18 protein-coding genes are annotated in these 15215 nt (G+C 47.2%); 5 read left to right on the top strand and 13 right to left on the bottom strand.

Annotation, left to right across the window (positions count from 1 at the left end; all coding sequences use genetic code 11):
• Nucleotides 1–69: 69 nt before the first annotated feature.
• The 3 genes from BLP80_RS10505 to BLP80_RS10495 all read right to left on the bottom strand — a co-directional run bounded on the left by BLP80_RS10505 (nt 70) and on the right by BLP80_RS10495 (nt 2278).
• Nucleotides 70–1599, bottom strand: a complete 1530-nt coding sequence (locus tag BLP80_RS10505; RefSeq protein ID WP_090543031.1) for a DUF262 domain-containing protein — start codon at nt 1597–1599, stop codon at nt 70–72.
• A gap of 170 nt (nt 1600–1769) precedes the next feature.
• Nucleotides 1770–2051, bottom strand: coding sequence for a restriction endonuclease subunit S domain-containing protein (locus BLP80_RS15220; RefSeq protein WP_143002272.1), 282 nt, complete (start codon nt 2049–2051; stop codon nt 1770–1772).
• The gene (locus BLP80_RS10495; RefSeq protein ID WP_218120426.1) at nt 2039–2278 is read right to left on the bottom strand and encodes a type I restriction-modification system subunit M N-terminal domain-containing protein; all 240 of its coding nucleotides are present in this window, start codon (nt 2276–2278) and stop codon (nt 2039–2041) included. The genes BLP80_RS15220 and BLP80_RS10495 overlap by 13 nt, the downstream gene beginning before the upstream one ends.
• Before the next feature lie 247 nt (nt 2279–2525).
• Between BLP80_RS10495 and BLP80_RS10490 the strand changes: the two genes are divergently transcribed.
• A complete protein-coding gene (locus BLP80_RS10490; protein ID WP_090543027.1) occupies nt 2526–3182 on the top strand; it encodes a thiopurine S-methyltransferase in 657 nt (218 codons plus the stop codon).
• Nucleotides 3183–3628: 446 nt separating this feature from the next.
• Here the strand turns inward: BLP80_RS10490 and BLP80_RS10485 are convergent, their stop codons facing one another.
• The 6 genes from BLP80_RS10485 to BLP80_RS10460 all read right to left on the bottom strand — a co-directional run bounded on the left by BLP80_RS10485 (nt 3629) and on the right by BLP80_RS10460 (nt 8099).
• Nucleotides 3629–5044 carry a dihydrolipoyl dehydrogenase gene (locus tag BLP80_RS10485; RefSeq protein WP_090543025.1) on the bottom strand — a complete coding sequence of 472 codons (1416 nt, stop codon included), beginning with the start codon at nt 5042–5044 and terminating at the stop codon, nt 3629–3631.
• 656 nt (nt 5045–5700) lie between these two features.
• Nucleotides 5701–6075 carry an HvfA family oxazolone/thioamide-modified RiPP metallophore gene (locus BLP80_RS10475; protein WP_090543023.1) on the bottom strand — a complete coding sequence of 125 codons (375 nt, stop codon included), beginning with the start codon at nt 6073–6075 and terminating at the stop codon, nt 5701–5703.
• Nucleotides 6076–6297: 222 nt separating this feature from the next.
• On the bottom strand, nt 6298–6501 hold the full coding sequence (locus BLP80_RS10470; RefSeq protein WP_090543021.1) for a CsbD family protein: 204 nt from the start codon (nt 6499–6501) through the stop codon (nt 6298–6300).
• 133 nt (nt 6502–6634) lie between these two features.
• Nucleotides 6635–7207, bottom strand: coding sequence for a BON domain-containing protein (locus BLP80_RS10465; RefSeq protein WP_090543037.1), 573 nt, complete (start codon nt 7205–7207; stop codon nt 6635–6637).
• Nucleotides 7208–7571: 364 nt separating this feature from the next.
• Nucleotides 7572–7721, bottom strand: coding sequence for a hypothetical protein (locus BLP80_RS15695; RefSeq protein ID WP_176754344.1), 150 nt, complete (start codon nt 7719–7721; stop codon nt 7572–7574).
• A 183-nt stretch (nt 7722–7904) separates the two neighbouring features.
• Entirely contained in the window at nt 7905–8099 is a 195-nt protein-coding gene (locus BLP80_RS10460; RefSeq protein ID WP_090543019.1) for a CsbD family protein, read from the bottom strand.
• Nucleotides 8100–8557: 458 nt separating this feature from the next.
• Between BLP80_RS10460 and BLP80_RS15690 the strand changes: the two genes are divergently transcribed.
• The 3 genes from BLP80_RS15690 to BLP80_RS10445 all read left to right on the top strand — a co-directional run bounded on the left by BLP80_RS15690 (nt 8558) and on the right by BLP80_RS10445 (nt 11351).
• On the top strand, nt 8558–8722 hold the full coding sequence (locus BLP80_RS15690; RefSeq protein ID WP_176754343.1) for a hypothetical protein: 165 nt from the start codon (nt 8558–8560) through the stop codon (nt 8720–8722).
• A 91-nt stretch (nt 8723–8813) separates the two neighbouring features.
• Nucleotides 8814–8999, top strand: a complete 186-nt coding sequence (locus BLP80_RS10450) for a prenyltransferase (protein WP_256325046.1) — start codon at nt 8814–8816, stop codon at nt 8997–8999.
• Between the two features lie 252 nt (nt 9000–9251).
• Nucleotides 9252–11351 carry a putative bifunctional diguanylate cyclase/phosphodiesterase gene (locus tag BLP80_RS10445; RefSeq protein WP_090543013.1) on the top strand — a complete coding sequence of 700 codons (2100 nt, stop codon included), beginning with the start codon at nt 9252–9254 and terminating at the stop codon, nt 11349–11351.
• Between the two features lie 88 nt (nt 11352–11439).
• On the opposite strand, the gene BLP80_RS10440 is transcribed toward BLP80_RS10445, so the two are convergent.
• The 4 genes from BLP80_RS10440 to BLP80_RS15680 all read right to left on the bottom strand — a co-directional run bounded on the left by BLP80_RS10440 (nt 11440) and on the right by BLP80_RS15680 (nt 14050).
• Nucleotides 11440–12198, bottom strand: a complete 759-nt coding sequence (locus BLP80_RS10440) for an HvfC family RiPP maturation protein (RefSeq protein WP_090543011.1) — start codon at nt 12196–12198, stop codon at nt 11440–11442.
• A complete protein-coding gene (locus tag BLP80_RS10435; protein ID WP_090543035.1) occupies nt 12179–13036 on the bottom strand; it encodes an HvfB family MNIO-type RiPP peptide maturase in 858 nt (285 codons plus the stop codon). The genes BLP80_RS10440 and BLP80_RS10435 overlap by 20 nt, the downstream gene beginning before the upstream one ends.
• Nucleotides 13037–13181: 145 nt before the next feature.
• Nucleotides 13182–13340 carry a hypothetical protein gene (locus BLP80_RS15685; RefSeq protein WP_176754342.1) on the bottom strand — a complete coding sequence of 53 codons (159 nt, stop codon included), beginning with the start codon at nt 13338–13340 and terminating at the stop codon, nt 13182–13184.
• A gap of 560 nt (nt 13341–13900) precedes the next feature.
• A complete protein-coding gene (locus tag BLP80_RS15680) occupies nt 13901–14050 on the bottom strand; it encodes a hypothetical protein (protein ID WP_176754341.1) in 150 nt (49 codons plus the stop codon).
• Nucleotides 14051–14332: 282 nt separating this feature from the next.
• On the opposite strand from BLP80_RS15680, the gene BLP80_RS10425 reads away from it, so the two are divergent.
• A complete protein-coding gene (locus tag BLP80_RS10425; protein WP_090543007.1) occupies nt 14333–14647 on the top strand; it encodes a BON domain-containing protein in 315 nt (104 codons plus the stop codon).
• The last annotated feature ends 568 nt before the right edge of the window (nt 14648–15215 follow it).

Raw genomic sequence — 15215 nt, 5'->3', positions numbered from 1 at the left:
GATCCTGCCAGGCACTGCCGAAAATATGATTCGAATCGCCATGATGAAAATAACACTTGCAAAATGCGTCTAATGTTTTGCCAGACAGCTTCTAAAAAGATAGCCGGATGAATATTTTAGCTTTTCGCCAAACTCGTCAACAGTCAGCCACCCCCTATCAACGTCTCTGGCAACGTTGTAATAGACGCTACTTTGATAACTGGCATTTGCAGTACTAAGCCTGAACACAATAAAAATGAATCGCTCGACATACTGAAATGCTCTTATTCTCTCTTTTTCATCTTGCACATTTTTCAAGATGGACATAACCAACGGCCGAAAATACAGCATGCCAAGGCGATTAAGTCGTTCAAGCCACAGTCGTTCCTCATCTGAAATGTTATCAACCATGGCTGGGTAGAAAGACTTAAACCAGCAGGCCACTGAGGATTTCAGGCTGTTCACATAGTTGCGAATGCTGCTGACCGGCAAATCAGCAGTGGAAACAGTAACAATCTCCTCCGATAAGTTCTCGCCATTGTCATCATCAAGCTCTGTTTCTTCATGAACCTCTTCTGTCACTTCTAATTCGACCTCGCGTTCAGCTTTCATATATACGCGTTTCGGCGAAAACTCTTCATCGAGCAAAAAGCGAATGTAGTCGTTTCCCTTTTGACGTGAGTACTTGAAGTACATCGACCAGTGCGCCTTCAAGAAATCATCATCGTTCAGCGGATGCTGCTTATTTCGTCCCAGCTGGTGATAAATCTCTTTCCAGGCATCATTGATTGAATCTCTCAGATTGGAACGGCTTGCTGCATCCAGCTCACCGTCACTGTATAGCGTGGTCAGGTAGATGAGGCGATTTTTCAACAATTCCAGATCGGAAAGTTTTTTACCCCTATTGTTCATGGTTTCAAAGGCAACGAATACATCAAACTCGTCACGAATAATGTATTCATTAAACAGAAATCGTTTCACGAGGGTTTTATAAACCGACTGCAAACCTTCAATACCTTCTTTTGAATGCAGCTCAGCAAGCTTCTCATGGAAGTAACGCTTAGCGTTGGAAAGGTTGAGTGTGTAGAAGGTCTCCTGAATGTAACCGGCCCCAGATTCCCCTAAAATACGGTAACGCAAATAATCATAACTGGGATTGTCCTCGGTATAGCCGAATTTATAGGTACGAAAATGATCGCCGGTCGGCTTTACTTTGAATAGGTAGCGCTCCTGAAGAGCGGCTACGTTTAAACTATCAGTAATATATATTTCTTTATCTGACTTCTTGGCATTCGCAGGCAGCACCTTGATGAAATCAACCAATGCCTGCAAGAAGATTACAAAGGTCGTTAAACGCTGCTGCCCATCCACAATATGGTAAAGCTGATAAGAGTGATCATCGACAAGCCAAAACTCTTTTTCCTCTTTTACAATTTGTTCTTTGGGAATGGCTTTAAGAGTCAATACGCCGGTATAGTGTGAGCGATCCTTCGCAAGATTAACCAGATCTTCCCAAAAATCGATTAACTGCTCACGTTGCCAGGCATACCCACGTTGATAATCCGGGATGCGAAAGATTTTTTCCTTAAAAAGACTATCCAGTGATTTGGGCTCATCCATATTTATTTGACCTAATTGTGTTTATTTATACTGATCCTACTTCAAAATTCGGTTTTCGTAACCCCTCATCCAGTCTTCTCCCAGCGAGAAAAGGTATTGATGCCGAATTTTGAAGTACGATGATTATAGATATAGCCATCTTATGCACATCACGTTTATCGAATAGTAACTTAGTTACACGACGATGCCTGTAAGGATTGATCACTTCCACCTGCTCGCGTACTACCTGCTCCATCTCCAGGTCCAGCACCTCCCATTTCAATTCCGCCAACTGATCGAGTGGCGGCTTGCGCAAGGAACCGAGTAACACGGCGCTTGCCGGTCAGCAGGTCATGCATGAGACCGCGTTTCAAGCTTCCCATCTTTGTAAGCTTGTCGTTCTCTAGCCGAATGTATTCATCCAAATTATCAAAAGCGTCTACTATGCGACTCTGCTCTTCTATTTCCGGCATAGGATGAGATGCGCGAAAGTGGTCTTGCGCAAATAGGCACGCTTGCGGTCAAATTTATCGGATAAGCGTTTGATGAACAGCATGCCGAAGATGAATTCCTTGAACTCGCTCGCGTCCATCTTGCCGCGCAGGATATCGGCAGCCTTGAAGAGGAAGTTTTCGAGTTGGGAAAGCGTGATTTTTTCTTGAAGCATGAATAAGGCGTGTTTTTGGTTATGGGTTCCCATTGCTGGAAGCCATCGAATGGCACCGCAATGTACACTAAACTCCCCTATAATCCAAGCCGCTGCAAGAACGTGCCATTTGGCGCAAATAAGGATGGCCTGGCACCCTCCCAGCAGGGATTTTTCCGATAGCTGTCAAATGTATCACTCACGCGCAGCAAACAAAATCCGGAACAAATTGAAACGGGAGCCAGCATAATGTATACACTAGAGCATCTTTGGCTGGGATAGCGCAACGGTTTATTGGGAAATGGAAATTGATTATTGGCTGGAGCGTTGGAAACAGGGAGAAATCGGGTTTCATCAAAATGAAACCAATCCGTATTTGCGTCAATATTGGCAAGAGTTATCTCTTGCACAGGGTAGCCAGGTGTTTGTCCCCCTCTGCGGCAAAAGCCGTGACATGCTGTGGCTGCATGAACAGGGACATTCATTGCTCGGGGTTGAATTAAGTGCCATTGCGGTGCACGCGTTCTTCGAGGAAAACAGACTATCGCCGCAGCGCGTGACTAGCGGTAAATTCGATCGCTATGCCGTGAATGGTATCAGTATCCTGTGCGGTAATTTTTTTGATTTGGGTAAAGACGATTTAGCGAAGGTAAGCGCAGTCTACGACCGCGCATCATTGGTTGCACTCCCGCCACAACTGCGTAAACGTTATGTGGATCACCTGGTGAATATCTTGCCCGCCGCAACACAAATCCTGTTCATTACGTTTGATTATCCTCAATCAGAAATGCTGGGGCCACCATTTGCGGTATCTCCAGGCGAAGTAGCAGCACTCTACCAGCAGCATGCCGAGATACGGCTATTGGCTCAAATAGATGTGTTGGCACAGAATCAACGCTTTCGCGAACGTGGATTAAGCCAATTACAGGAAAGCGTCTTTCTGCTGACTACCCATTAATAAAACAGAACTTTTCACCCGTTCCTGTAGCATTACTCATGCATCAATTTCACCCATTCCTATCCTTGTTATTCATGGGCAAAAAGATATTGCCGTAGAACCCGAACTTGGTAAAAAAGTTTTTGAAAAATTGGCTGAACCAAAAACTTTGAGGAAAATTCCTAAGAGAACTTACGTTGACGTGCATTGGCGCCATGATCGCAAATACCGTCATGAATTGCTATCTCTTCTGAAAAGTTTAGATAAGCCTTAGGTTTTTGTTTATTTTAACGAGTTAACCGGAATATTTCATAAATTCGCGTGATGATCACGCAGGATTTTGATTAATAGGGAAGTTTTGAGAAAGAAGGGTGTAGTGATTCATATACCCGACTGAGCAAAATCTTTCTTATTAATCAAAAGACAAGTGAGGGCACGTGCCAATTTATGAAATATTCGGGTTAACATCAGTCAAGTGCTTCCGTATTAAATGCGCCGCACATGGTCAGATCAGATTCGCTGACAGTAGGAAGCTGTGCCGCCAGAGTACGCAGTGCCGTGCGTAAGCCTTCTTCCAGAACAGGGTGATAGAACGGCAGGCGCAGCAACTCCTGCACTGTAAGTGAGCGATCAATCGCCAACGCCAGGAGATGTGCCATATGTTCACCAGCAGGCGCGCACATTTCCGCACCCAACAACCGGCCGCTTCCCGCATCAGCATAAAGACGCTGAATACCTTTATTACGCTGGCCGGCACGCGCGCGTCCCTGGCGGTCAAAATGCACCTCTCCAACCAGTGTTTTGGCATGATCGAGCGCCTGAAAGCGACTGCCTACGACAGCTATGTCCGGGTCAGAAAAAACAATGGCGAGTGGTATCCGGCGTGTAAAGCAGATCGAAGTAGAACGAGTGGCATTGATTCCGGCGATGTATCCCTCATCCGCAACCTCATGCAGCAGTGGCGCCTGGTCATTGGCATCACCCGCCATGAATATTGGCAGATCGGCCACTTGCATCGTACTTGGATTAACAGGCGGCATGCCGCGTTGATCGAGCGGGATTCCCAGTGTTTCGAGACCAAGATCGTCGATATTAGGTCGGCGTCCCAACGCAGCAAGAACACTGTCAACCACTACTTCTGTACTCCCGGCACGTACCTGCACGCCGTCACTTACGGCGCTCAATTCAGCTTTCTCGCCCAGATGAAGAGGAAATTCGCTCCCTAACAAATCTGTCGCTACTGCAATGACCTGCGGGTCTGTCAATCCGGCGACCGTTTGGCTACCGCTAAATGCCGCCACTTTAATGCCAAGCCGGGAAAGTGCTTGCGCCATCTCAACACCGATAGGGCCCATTCCCACCACTGCCATGCGTGCAGGCAGAGTGTCCTGCTCAAACAAAGTGTCCGTCGTGAGCAACCGTTTTCCCAATGAATTCCAAGATGTAGGCACAACTGGGCGCGATCCGGTAGCAATGATAATTTTGTGCGCACGCAACTCCACGCCATTGACTTCCAATCTATCTGGCGCAAGCAAGCGCACACGCCCGGAGATAGCGCGTTTGCCCAGCTCTTCTGTAGCTTTTACTGTGCTGGCAACAAAACCATCGCGTAACCGCCGCACACGCCTCAGCACAGCGGGAATATCAGGCGTGAGCTGATCGGCACCCCGAATACCAAATTCCTCAAAGGTGCCGCGACGATGAAAGGCATTGGCGGCTTCGATCAGTGTCTTGGATGGCATGCAGCCAACCCGGGCACAGATAGTGCCCCAGGGTCCGTCATTGATAATCACGAAGCGCTGAGTACGCTTTCTTACCTCTCGCAGCGCGGCCAAACCTGCGCTCCCTGCCCCGACGATAATCACATCCAGTGTTTTATTCATAGCAATTTACTCCAATGATGGCATGAGCTGACTACAATATATCGCTCACAACTCAGCGGTCAGTGTGGCATCCTTAGAGGACTAAGCTTCTGATCTGAAATTCTATTTTGATTCATTCTTGTTAGCGCCACGAATGTTCAGGACTGCCAAGGTCATCTGCAAGACAACAAATGCATAAGCACGGGCATGCCATCCCCAGATTATCCAGAGACTGTTGCTGAGTAGGAAGCACCCAAACTGATCTTACACCTACTACGTTTGTCCTGGGAAGCAATGAGTTGGCCCGCCACCGTAAAAGCTCCCGCGTGGAGCTTATCGGCAAAAACCAAGTTATCTCCTTGGGCGATCCGGAGCAGGAACCCACCGAAGCGACTATACAGGTCAGCGTATAGCGCCGTAGGAATCCCCTGCCCTGAAGGGCGAGGTTTGCCGCGCAACTGATCAAAGAGTCCGGGTTTGGGAGGAAGCTGTGCTACCACGGCATTCGCGAGTTCGTGAATATTAAAGTGGTGCGGGTTGGATAGCGACGTGTAATAGGCAAGTACAATTTTCGCTGCTGTAGCCTGTGGCTAATAAGCCACTTGCTAGAAAGCGCAGGTTTTCGACATGAGAAGCCACTCTCGCCGAAAACCTGACTTCACTGGTTAAAGTAGAGCTTAATAGCTCTGCTTGTCACCATGCATTTTTCTTTTTTCTGCCTTCATTTTGTCTATCTCGTCTTTGTCAACAGTCCCATCTTTGTTGGCATCCATCTTCTCAAACATAGCATCGTGGTGCTTGTCCCATTCTTCTTTAGTGATCTTCCCATCTTTATCGGTGTCTGCCATGGCCGCACCACATCTGCTTTCGCCACATTTACCTTCACCAGCTTTTTTATCATCGTATTTGCCGGCTTCAGCGACCATGTAGCCTTTTTCCATAGGCTGCATGCTGAATGGATTCTCGGCAGCCGAAGCGATCGGTGCAACACCGAGGGTTACAGCAAAGGCAGAACCTACTGCGACAGAGATGATTGATTTTCTTTTAGACATGATATTTCTCCTAAGTATTTGAAAAGATACTATATTAAAATCCATCAGAAAATCTGGTGGATAATTTTATTGCAGACGCAAAGCCCACTGCTGTCGAGACAAAACAGAGTTTGTTCATGACTTCCTTTGCATGAACTTCACTTGGCTGGCAATAAAAATTGGTTGCACAGCGTGCCGCTTTCGTAACATGCTGCAATGCTTTACGCAGGAGGAGGATACTACTTAGTCTTTCAGGTTCTTTTCCCATTCAGCAATTTGCTTCTCTGCCTCATCCTTACTGATGCCATATGATTCCTGGATCTTGCCAGCCAACTGATCGCGCTTCCCGGCAATCGTATCGAGATGATCGTCGGTGAGTTTGCCCCATTGTTCTTTGATTTTACCTTTGAATTGTTTCCAGTTACCTTCCACTTGATCCCAGTTCATTTTGTAGCTCCCTTTCAAGTTTATACTCATCTCACTTCAAAATTCGGCAACTATACCTTCTCCCGCTGGGAGAAGGCAGGATGAGGAATTATAAAAACCGAATTTTGAAGTGTGATGAGTATAGATTGCGTTTCTACTCATTGATGCTCATTTCATTGAGGACGTTTTTGACACCCTCGACTTCCAGTGCAACCTCAATTGCCCGGTCAATCTGAGTTTGGTTTTCCACAAACCCGCTGAGTTGGACTTCTCCATCCCGCGTCACTACACTGATATCAAAGCTCTTGATGGTGGGATCACTGAGGAATGCGGTTTTAACCTTGGTAGTAATAATGCTGTCATCTACTTTGGTGCCCACGCTGGTGTCTCTGGTCTTGATGTTCATTTTGTTATCCACATTTCTGACACCTTTAACCTCCTGAGCAATCGCTATGGCACGATCCATTTGATTTTGGCTGTCCACAAAACCGCTTAGTTGAGCTTCGCCCCTGCGTGTTTCAACCTTGATATCGAGACTTTCCAGACCCGTGTCTTTAAGCAAAGCAGACTTTACTTTTGTGGTTATGACACTATCGTCGATTTCTGTTCCCACTGTAGTTTTGGCCTCAGTCAGAGGTTCTTTATCCCCACTCTTTCCGCACCCTGCGATGGATAAGCTGCCGACCACCATGATGGCCAGAATAATCAATCTATTTTTGATATTCATGCTTTTTCTCCAGAATTGAATAAATTCAAAATCTCGCATGGTTCCGCGCTGAAGATATATGCTCAACGCCCTCCTGAATTCCATATCTTTAATTATTCCTGTTCTATACCGGCTATTCTGTGCGCTGACACACATAGCTGTATAAATAATTAAAAAATCATTTTTACTGAAATTTCCTTATCCTTATGGGCTAACTGGTGGCGTCAATATGACGCTAGGCAGCAACGCAACGATTGGCCCAGCATGACAGTGCTATGGCATCCGGCACGAAATACCTGGAACGAGCTAAAAGGGAGAGCTCCCAAACACCCAGGCAGGTTGTACTCTTCCATTGGTTGTTTATCGCCAATTCAATCCAGGTTCATTACTGTCTTTCCGGCACGATAATAATCGTTTCCTTGTCTCCAGGCTCCCCTTGTGGACCTTGCGGACCAGTTTTACCTGAACCAAACGATAAACAGCCTGTCATTCCAGCCAACATCATGGTGACTATAAACAGTTTTATGTTTTTCATTGGATTTTCCTTTTTCAGTTGATATAAAGACCACCATATCCACAAAGCCTAAAGTAGGGCTGTTGCATAATAAGAAAAACTAGAATAGATCGTTATGCAAATCAATGGGCTATCGATATAGAAAGGGCAAAAAATGTTATTTCCCACCATGCCCAACCGCGGAAGTTTCCGCGGCTGGAATTCCTATCCTTTCTTGGTGGTTTCTTTCAGATCTGTGACAGCTTCTTTCAGATCGCCAACGCCTTTCTGTATCTTGCCTTCAGCTTGCTTTTTCAGTCCTTTGACCTGCTGTTCTGTGCTGCCAGTCAGTTTGCCGGCTTCTTCTTGAATTTTACCGGCGATGTCTTTTGCTTCGCCCTTTACTTGATCCTTGTTCATGATGAATTCCTCAATAATAAGTTGAAACATCCACACGACTAACCGGGATCGGTTCGCGTGCTACGGGCCACATCATTAATCTACGTATGGTTAAATGAATTGTAATGTGGGTGGGGCTCCGCTTCTGTGCGCTCGCTAACATAGTACTCAAAGTAGTGTTTCTTCCTGAAGCAACGCTGATATTCCCTCAAGGGTGATTATCGATTCCGTGTTTTTTGCCATATGCGCACGTGTGAATGGTTTTTCAGGACGTGCCGATCAGATCACCCAAGCGTTGCCGCGAACAGAAAGCAGCAAGTTCCGGTATCACATGCCGCATGCCCTGTTGGAAATCAGTTTCAATGTGACTTTATCAACGGCCGCATTCATCACTGTGTCTGATCATCGTTTTTTCTGTATCTCTAGCCCGAATTTATGAAATATTCGGGCTAGAGAGTCGAGTAGAAGCGGAGGTGTAATTGCCGGGCATCCATCAGATGGTTTTCATTGCGACCGGGCACTGTGATGGAACCCAGACGGTAATGGAACAAATCGGCGTGTTGCCGTTTCTGTCTTCCTCGATTACGCATGTGTTCGTTACCGCACCGACTACGATTTGTATTGCGATTATTCTTATCAAATAAGTATAGGAATATTCCTGTATCTTGATATTTGACAAAGAGAGGTTTCAATGAGATCGATACGAAGATTTGAAGTCTGTGTGGTGTTATAGTAGTGATACTTGGCTTAGGTGGTTGCTCCGGGAGGTCAGCGCGGGATAGAAACACTGCGAACAGTGCTGGTATCAATGCTGTCGGAGGCACCGCCGTTACGGGCGGCGGCACTCTCGGAACGGTCGGCGGTGCAGCGGTCGATGGTGTTATAGGTTACGAGACCGGCGATGACAATGACAAAAAGTAGCGCCAGCAGTCGTGCATGAGTCTACATCTGGCGGTTGAACTCCTGTTACCTTCCGATATGTGCATAAAACCGCGCGGCTCCAGATTGAAGCGGCTGAGTGAAGGTACCCCCTCGTGAGCGGTGAACGGAACACTTGCTCTTGCTAGTCTTTCAGTTGTTTAGTTGTTTAGTTGATATGAAAGATTTATTCACTGGCTCTCAGCCGGGTGTATGCAGCACACCACCATCCCTTCACTTAAAGTGAGAGATTGAATGGCGAATCATGTTCTGATTATTACGAGCGATGCCACCGATGCCAAAGCGCTGAAGGATGTGCTGGGCGAGGCAAAAGACAGCTCATTCGACATTGAATGGGTAACGCGACTCTACGATGGGCTTGAGCGGCTGCGCGCAGGGGGCATCGACGCGATTTTAGTGGATTTGTCGTTGCCGGACAGCCAAGGCATCGCAACGTTTGATAAACTGTTCGCCATCGCACCTCAAACGCCGATCATGACGCTTAGTATGACAAATAACGTGATGCTTGCGTCGGAAGCAGTGCAGCGCGGCGCGCAAGGTTATCTGTCGAAAGATCACTTTAGCAACAATCTGGTACCGCAATCGCTGCGCAACATCATTCAGCGCAAAGCTGTCGAGGAATCGCTCTTCATAGAAAAAAACCGAGCCGAAATCACCCTCAATTCCATCAGTGACGCAGTCATTGGCACCGATATGTCAGGCAATGTCGACTATATGAACGTTGCGGCGGAAGGCATGACCGGATGGCCGAGAGAAGAAGCGCGCGGGCATCCCATTAGTGAGGTGATGCAAATCATCCATGGCGAGACGCACGACCTAGCGCCTAATCCGATCGAATCGGTGCTGCAGCGAGACGAGACGATGGCATTGACTGCGGGCACGACTCTGATCCGGCGCGATGGGAGTGAAGCGGCGATCGAAGATTCCGCTGCGCCGATCCACGACGTGAACGGAAGGATTGTCGGTGCGGTGATCGTGTTCCACGACATCACGACCGCGCAGGCAATGGTTGCAAAAATGGCCCATCTGGCGCAACACGATTCCCTGACCAATTTGCCAAACCGCGTGCTGCTGGACGACCGCATCGCACAAGCAATCGCCTTGGCAAAACGGCGCAGTACGCACCTCGCTCTGCTATTTCTGGATCTGGACAATTTTAAGCATATCAATGATTCGCTCGGACACGCGACCGGCGACAAACTGCTGCAATCCGTTGCGCAACGCTTATGTACCTGCGTGCGCAACTCTGACACAGTTAGTCGACTGGGTGGCGATGAATTCGTGATACTGGTGACGCAGGACAAGCACGCGCAAGATGCTGCCTTGATTGCCAACAAGATACTCGCTGCATTGGCGGTGTCGCATGTTATTGATGAGCATGATCTGTATGTAACGACCAGCATCGGTATCAGCACTTATCCTGCGGATGGCCAGGATGCCGAAACATTGATCAAGAACGCGGATATCGCGATGTACCACGCCAAGGAAAAGGGCCGCAACAATTACCAGTTTTTCAAGGAAGAGATGAACGTCCGCGCGGTTGAGCGGCTAGCCATCGAGACCCATTTGCGGCGTGCGCTGGAACGGCAGGAATTCGTGCTGCATTACCAGCCCATTGTCAACCTGGAAAGCGGAATGATCACCGGTGCTGAGGCATTGTTGCGCTGGATGCATCCGGAATGGGGCGTGGTAGTGCCTGATCGCTTTGTGCAGATCGCAGAAGATTGCGGCCTGATTGTGCCGATCGGCTGCTGGGTATTGCGCGAAGCTTGCGTGCAGGCTAAGCGCTGGAAGGACGCAGGACTGCAACTGAGCTCGATCGCCGTTAACATCTCTGCGCTGGAATTTTGCTTCAAGGATTTTGTTGCCGGCGTGCATGCCATCTTGAATGAAACCGGGCTCAATCCATGCTGCCTGCAACTGGAAATTACCGAAAGCGTGTTGATGCGCGATGTCGAATCTAGCGTCACGATACTCCAGCAACTCAAGAATATGGGAGTACGACTGGCGGTGGACGATTTTGGCACTGGCTACTCCAGCTTGAGTTATCTGCATCAATTTTCGATCGATATCCTTAAAATCGCCCCGTCATTCGTGCAGGACATAGGTCGCGGTAGCGACAACGGTATCATCGTCAGCGCCGTCATCGCCATGGGCGCCAGTCTCAAGCAAGGGGTGACCGCCGAAGGTGTGGAGACACAGGAGCAGTTAGTCTTTCTGAAGATTCAGCATTGCGAAGAGGGGCAAGGCTATTTTTTCTCTCGACCGATGGAAGCGGAGCAATTTGCCCAACTGCTGGCAACCGGACTATGCGATAAACAAGGGAACGAGTAACTGGCTTGAGTCAAACCAGGCATAAGTCCCACCTTCTTTATCCAATTTTACGCTTTCCACAATCATGAGTTGTGTTGCCGGATGAGCGCTATTCACGCAAGCTACCCAGCAGAGCGCCGCGGATGCACAAATCCTGCATCACAGTCAGCCCACCCTGCACCACGATTTTGGGTGCAGGGTGACAACTTTCTTGAGCGATCATTTCGAGCGCAGCTTGACCAGTAAAGTCTGTAGTTTTTAACAGATTTAGCAAGCGGGCAGTAAAGGCATTGATTTCAATAAATTGAATCTGGTCGTTAATATCCCGAAACACCAATAAGTAGACTTCTTTTGGTGCTATCCGAATATGCGGGGCGATATGGTGCACGGGCCAACTATAATGCAGATTGGCGAGGACTGGATTCAAAACGGGGTGATGTTTGAGTAAATCACCTGCGGGATCAATCTTATCCCAGTCAGGGGTATGTGTTGAGATGGAGAGCACCAGTTCTATCCATTCATAATGCGCCAGCTCAAGCATGAATTTGGGATAATCTGCGGTGGATGTCCATGCTGTCTGCAGGAACTGAATGAATTCGTCGGGTATCTGGCGGAAAAATGGCGAATGACAGCGATGTTTGGCAATGAAGGCACGCACCAGCCGTGCCCAGCGACGTTCTCCTAGCACTTTCCTTAATACCGGGAAACAGGTCAGGAGGGAATGCTCGATACCATTGTATACAAGCTCGCTGTAAACTTTCATTCGCCGCGCTTCAACGCCACTTGGACGAGCGTTTACCTTCGGGTCGCGGATATGCGCAGTGAAGCGGTATTGAAAGCGTTGAAACTCAGGAAGTGGAGTAGACATGAGCTTGAGTGGTATGGATATACCGGGTCTGAATCTGGGCAATGCGCTCGACTTCGTGTATCAGTTCGCTAAGGGGGGGGATATTAAAATCGCGCTCCAATAGCGTGGGGGATACGCCATGAATATGATAGGCCTCATCCAGCAGTGACCATACCGGATCGATAACATCTGCGCCATGTGTGTCAATAATCAGATCCTTCGCTTCGTGATAGTGTCCAGCCATATGCATATAGACGATGCGTTCGGTCGGCATGGCACGAATAAAGTCGATAGGATCATAAGCATGGTTAATACTATTCACATACACATTATTGACATCGAGATGTAAATCGCAATCTGCTTCAGTTAAAACAGCCCGGATGAAGTCGATCTCATCCATCTCTGTGATGGGTGCACGTAAATAAAAGGAAGCATTTTCCATGGCGATACGACGCTCCAGCACATCCTGTACACGGCGGATGCGTGCAGCAACATATTTGACAGCCTCCTCGGTAAAGGGGATCGGAAGTAGATCATATAAATGCCCGTCATCGGAACAATAGGAGAGATGCTCGGTATAAAGCGGGATTTGGTGTTGATCGAGGAACTGGCGAATCTGGTGCAATAGCACTTCATCGAGCGGTAATGGGCTGCCTATGGAAAGAGACAGTCCATGGCATACAAAGGGATAACGTTCGGTAAAGCTGCGCAATTCACGCCCTGGGAGCCCGCCAATATCAATCCAGTTCTCCGGTGCCATTTCAAAGAACGAAATGGCATCAGGAACATGGCTCTTTAGCGCAGGAATTAATTCCTGTCGGAAACCTAATCCCGCACCGGAAAGATGTTTAGGGTTCATCATGTGCATAATGATTCCATCGATAATCATCCTAAAAGACTGCTTTTAGGATGATATACCGAAAACTTGGTCAACCGTGATCAGTAGCAAAACGACTCGCTGCTTAATCTGCCAAAGCTTCCTTAGATGATGGCTCCGACTTTTATCAATCGATCTTTTCATTGAGGACGTCACCTGCTTTCTCGGCCGCCTCATCTATCTTTTCCCCCGCCTTTTCTGCCGAATTCTGCTTGTCGCAGGCAGGAAGTCCTGCCATCAAAGCCATCGAAATCGCTACTACTATAAATGTCTTTAAAATATTCATTGGTGTCTTTCCTTCAATTTAGTAGGCTAGCCCGAATATTTCATAAATTCGCGTGATGATCACGCAGGATTTTGATTAATAGGGAAGTTTTGAGAAAGAGGGGTGTAGTGACTCATACACCCGACTGAGCAAAATCTTTCTTATTAATCAAAAGGCAAGTGAGGGCACGTGCCAATTTATGAAATATTCGGGCTAGGATAAAGCCAACCTGTTTAGCATTTCCTTAGTTGTAAAGGATATAAATGATGACCAACACGATTGCTGGCACGCCGAGCAACCACGCCAGTAAATATTTACCCATTCGAATCTCCTTGAAAGAATTGCAAATTACCAATCTGTTAATCGATAGGCCCCTGCTCAGGAGAATGAGTGGAACGCATGTTATCTTCAGAAGCAGCATTAAAAATTCGAATCATAGGATCGAAAGACTGATGCAATCGTATCAAGCAGATCAATCTATTACATTTAGTAGCCTACAGCGCGCAGCAGTCGCAGTCTGTGCGTTGCCGTACAAAGCATGAATGCGGCGCAGATAAGTGCGGATGTGGAAAATACTCCTGTTATTCCATTTCTAAATCGCCGGATACTTTTCCGACTCCGCCTGTCGTACTATTTAACCCGAAGAACAGATCTGCGTTTTTCTTCTCAGAACATACAAGCACTTCTCGATCTCCCGTCAGAATTTCTGCTTCAAGTACTGTCTCGTGCATAAAACCATATTTTCCTGATACGTTGTGCGCAGCTATCTAACTCACAAAAAAGGGGGAGCGCTATGTGTGCTAGCGTACATACTAGATGCTCTATCCCTGTAATAATTTAGCTTAAAAGGCGTTTCAGGTTTAATTTTGATTTTTGCGAATACTTTTCGGAGAACTGAATAAGGTCGTGAATTTCAGATTGAATATCGCACCGAAGGTAGTAAACCAAGTGCCCTTTAATCTAAAAGGATCAAGGGGTGTTTTAGTTACGTCAATCATCTGGGAGAACTTAACATGACACAACTTAATAACCGCTTCTCCACTTTCTTCTTAATTGCTTTAATGGCTTTTTTCTTGGGTTGCGCATCGACGTCAAAACAAGAAGGAACTGGAGAATATTTCGATGATACTGTCATTACCACGAAGGTCATAGCGGCAATTCTTAATGAGCCCACCTTAAAATCTGCTGAAATCAACGTTGAAACCTTCAAAGGTGTCGTTCAACTGAGTGGCTTCGTCAGTTCCCAGGCTAATATCGATAAGGCGATCGAAGTCGCGCGCAGTGTCAAGGGCGTGGTATCTGTCAAGAATGCCATGCGAGTCAAGTGACGGTAGATCGCTGCATTGATTAACCGTAGCCATTGTATTTTTTATCATCGTATCCGGGATGTTATTCGGAGCGAGTTATGGAGATATACTCATCGTACTTCAAAATTCGGTTTTCATAATCCCTCATCCAGCCTTCTCCCAGAGGGAGAAGGTATTGATGCCGAATTTTGAAGTACGATGAGTATAGTTGTGAGTAGCCAGCAGAAAGGTTCTCTACACAAAATGAATCAGATCCTCATAGTCACAGCGGAGACTTGATTTCAATTCCGAATCCAAAATGACGCGAAGGTAAGCGGAAGCCGATAAAGGATAAGTTTTGATTAAGATCTAACGATCTGCCTATGTCGGTGACACTGTCTGGAATCCCTAACCCAGATATTTGGTTAAGGCCTCCCTGAATCGTACGTGAGTGGTTCTTGGCCAGCCATCACTGTAAGGAAGCATTCTCTGGATACCCTAACGGTCGGCTCTTTAGGATATGCGTGTATGACGAATAGGCTATACCTTGCATCTTGCCAGTAATGGCTACTCAGTTCCATTTCATTCCAGTGATTCATTCCAGCTGGAT

Origin of the sequence: Nitrosomonas sp. Nm132, assembly GCF_900100485.1 — a bacterium.
Taxonomy (GTDB): Bacteria; Pseudomonadota; Gammaproteobacteria; order Burkholderiales; family Nitrosomonadaceae; genus Nitrosomonas.
Note: the sequence above shows the minus strand (reverse complement) of the source record. Positions and strands in the feature narration are given on the sequence as shown.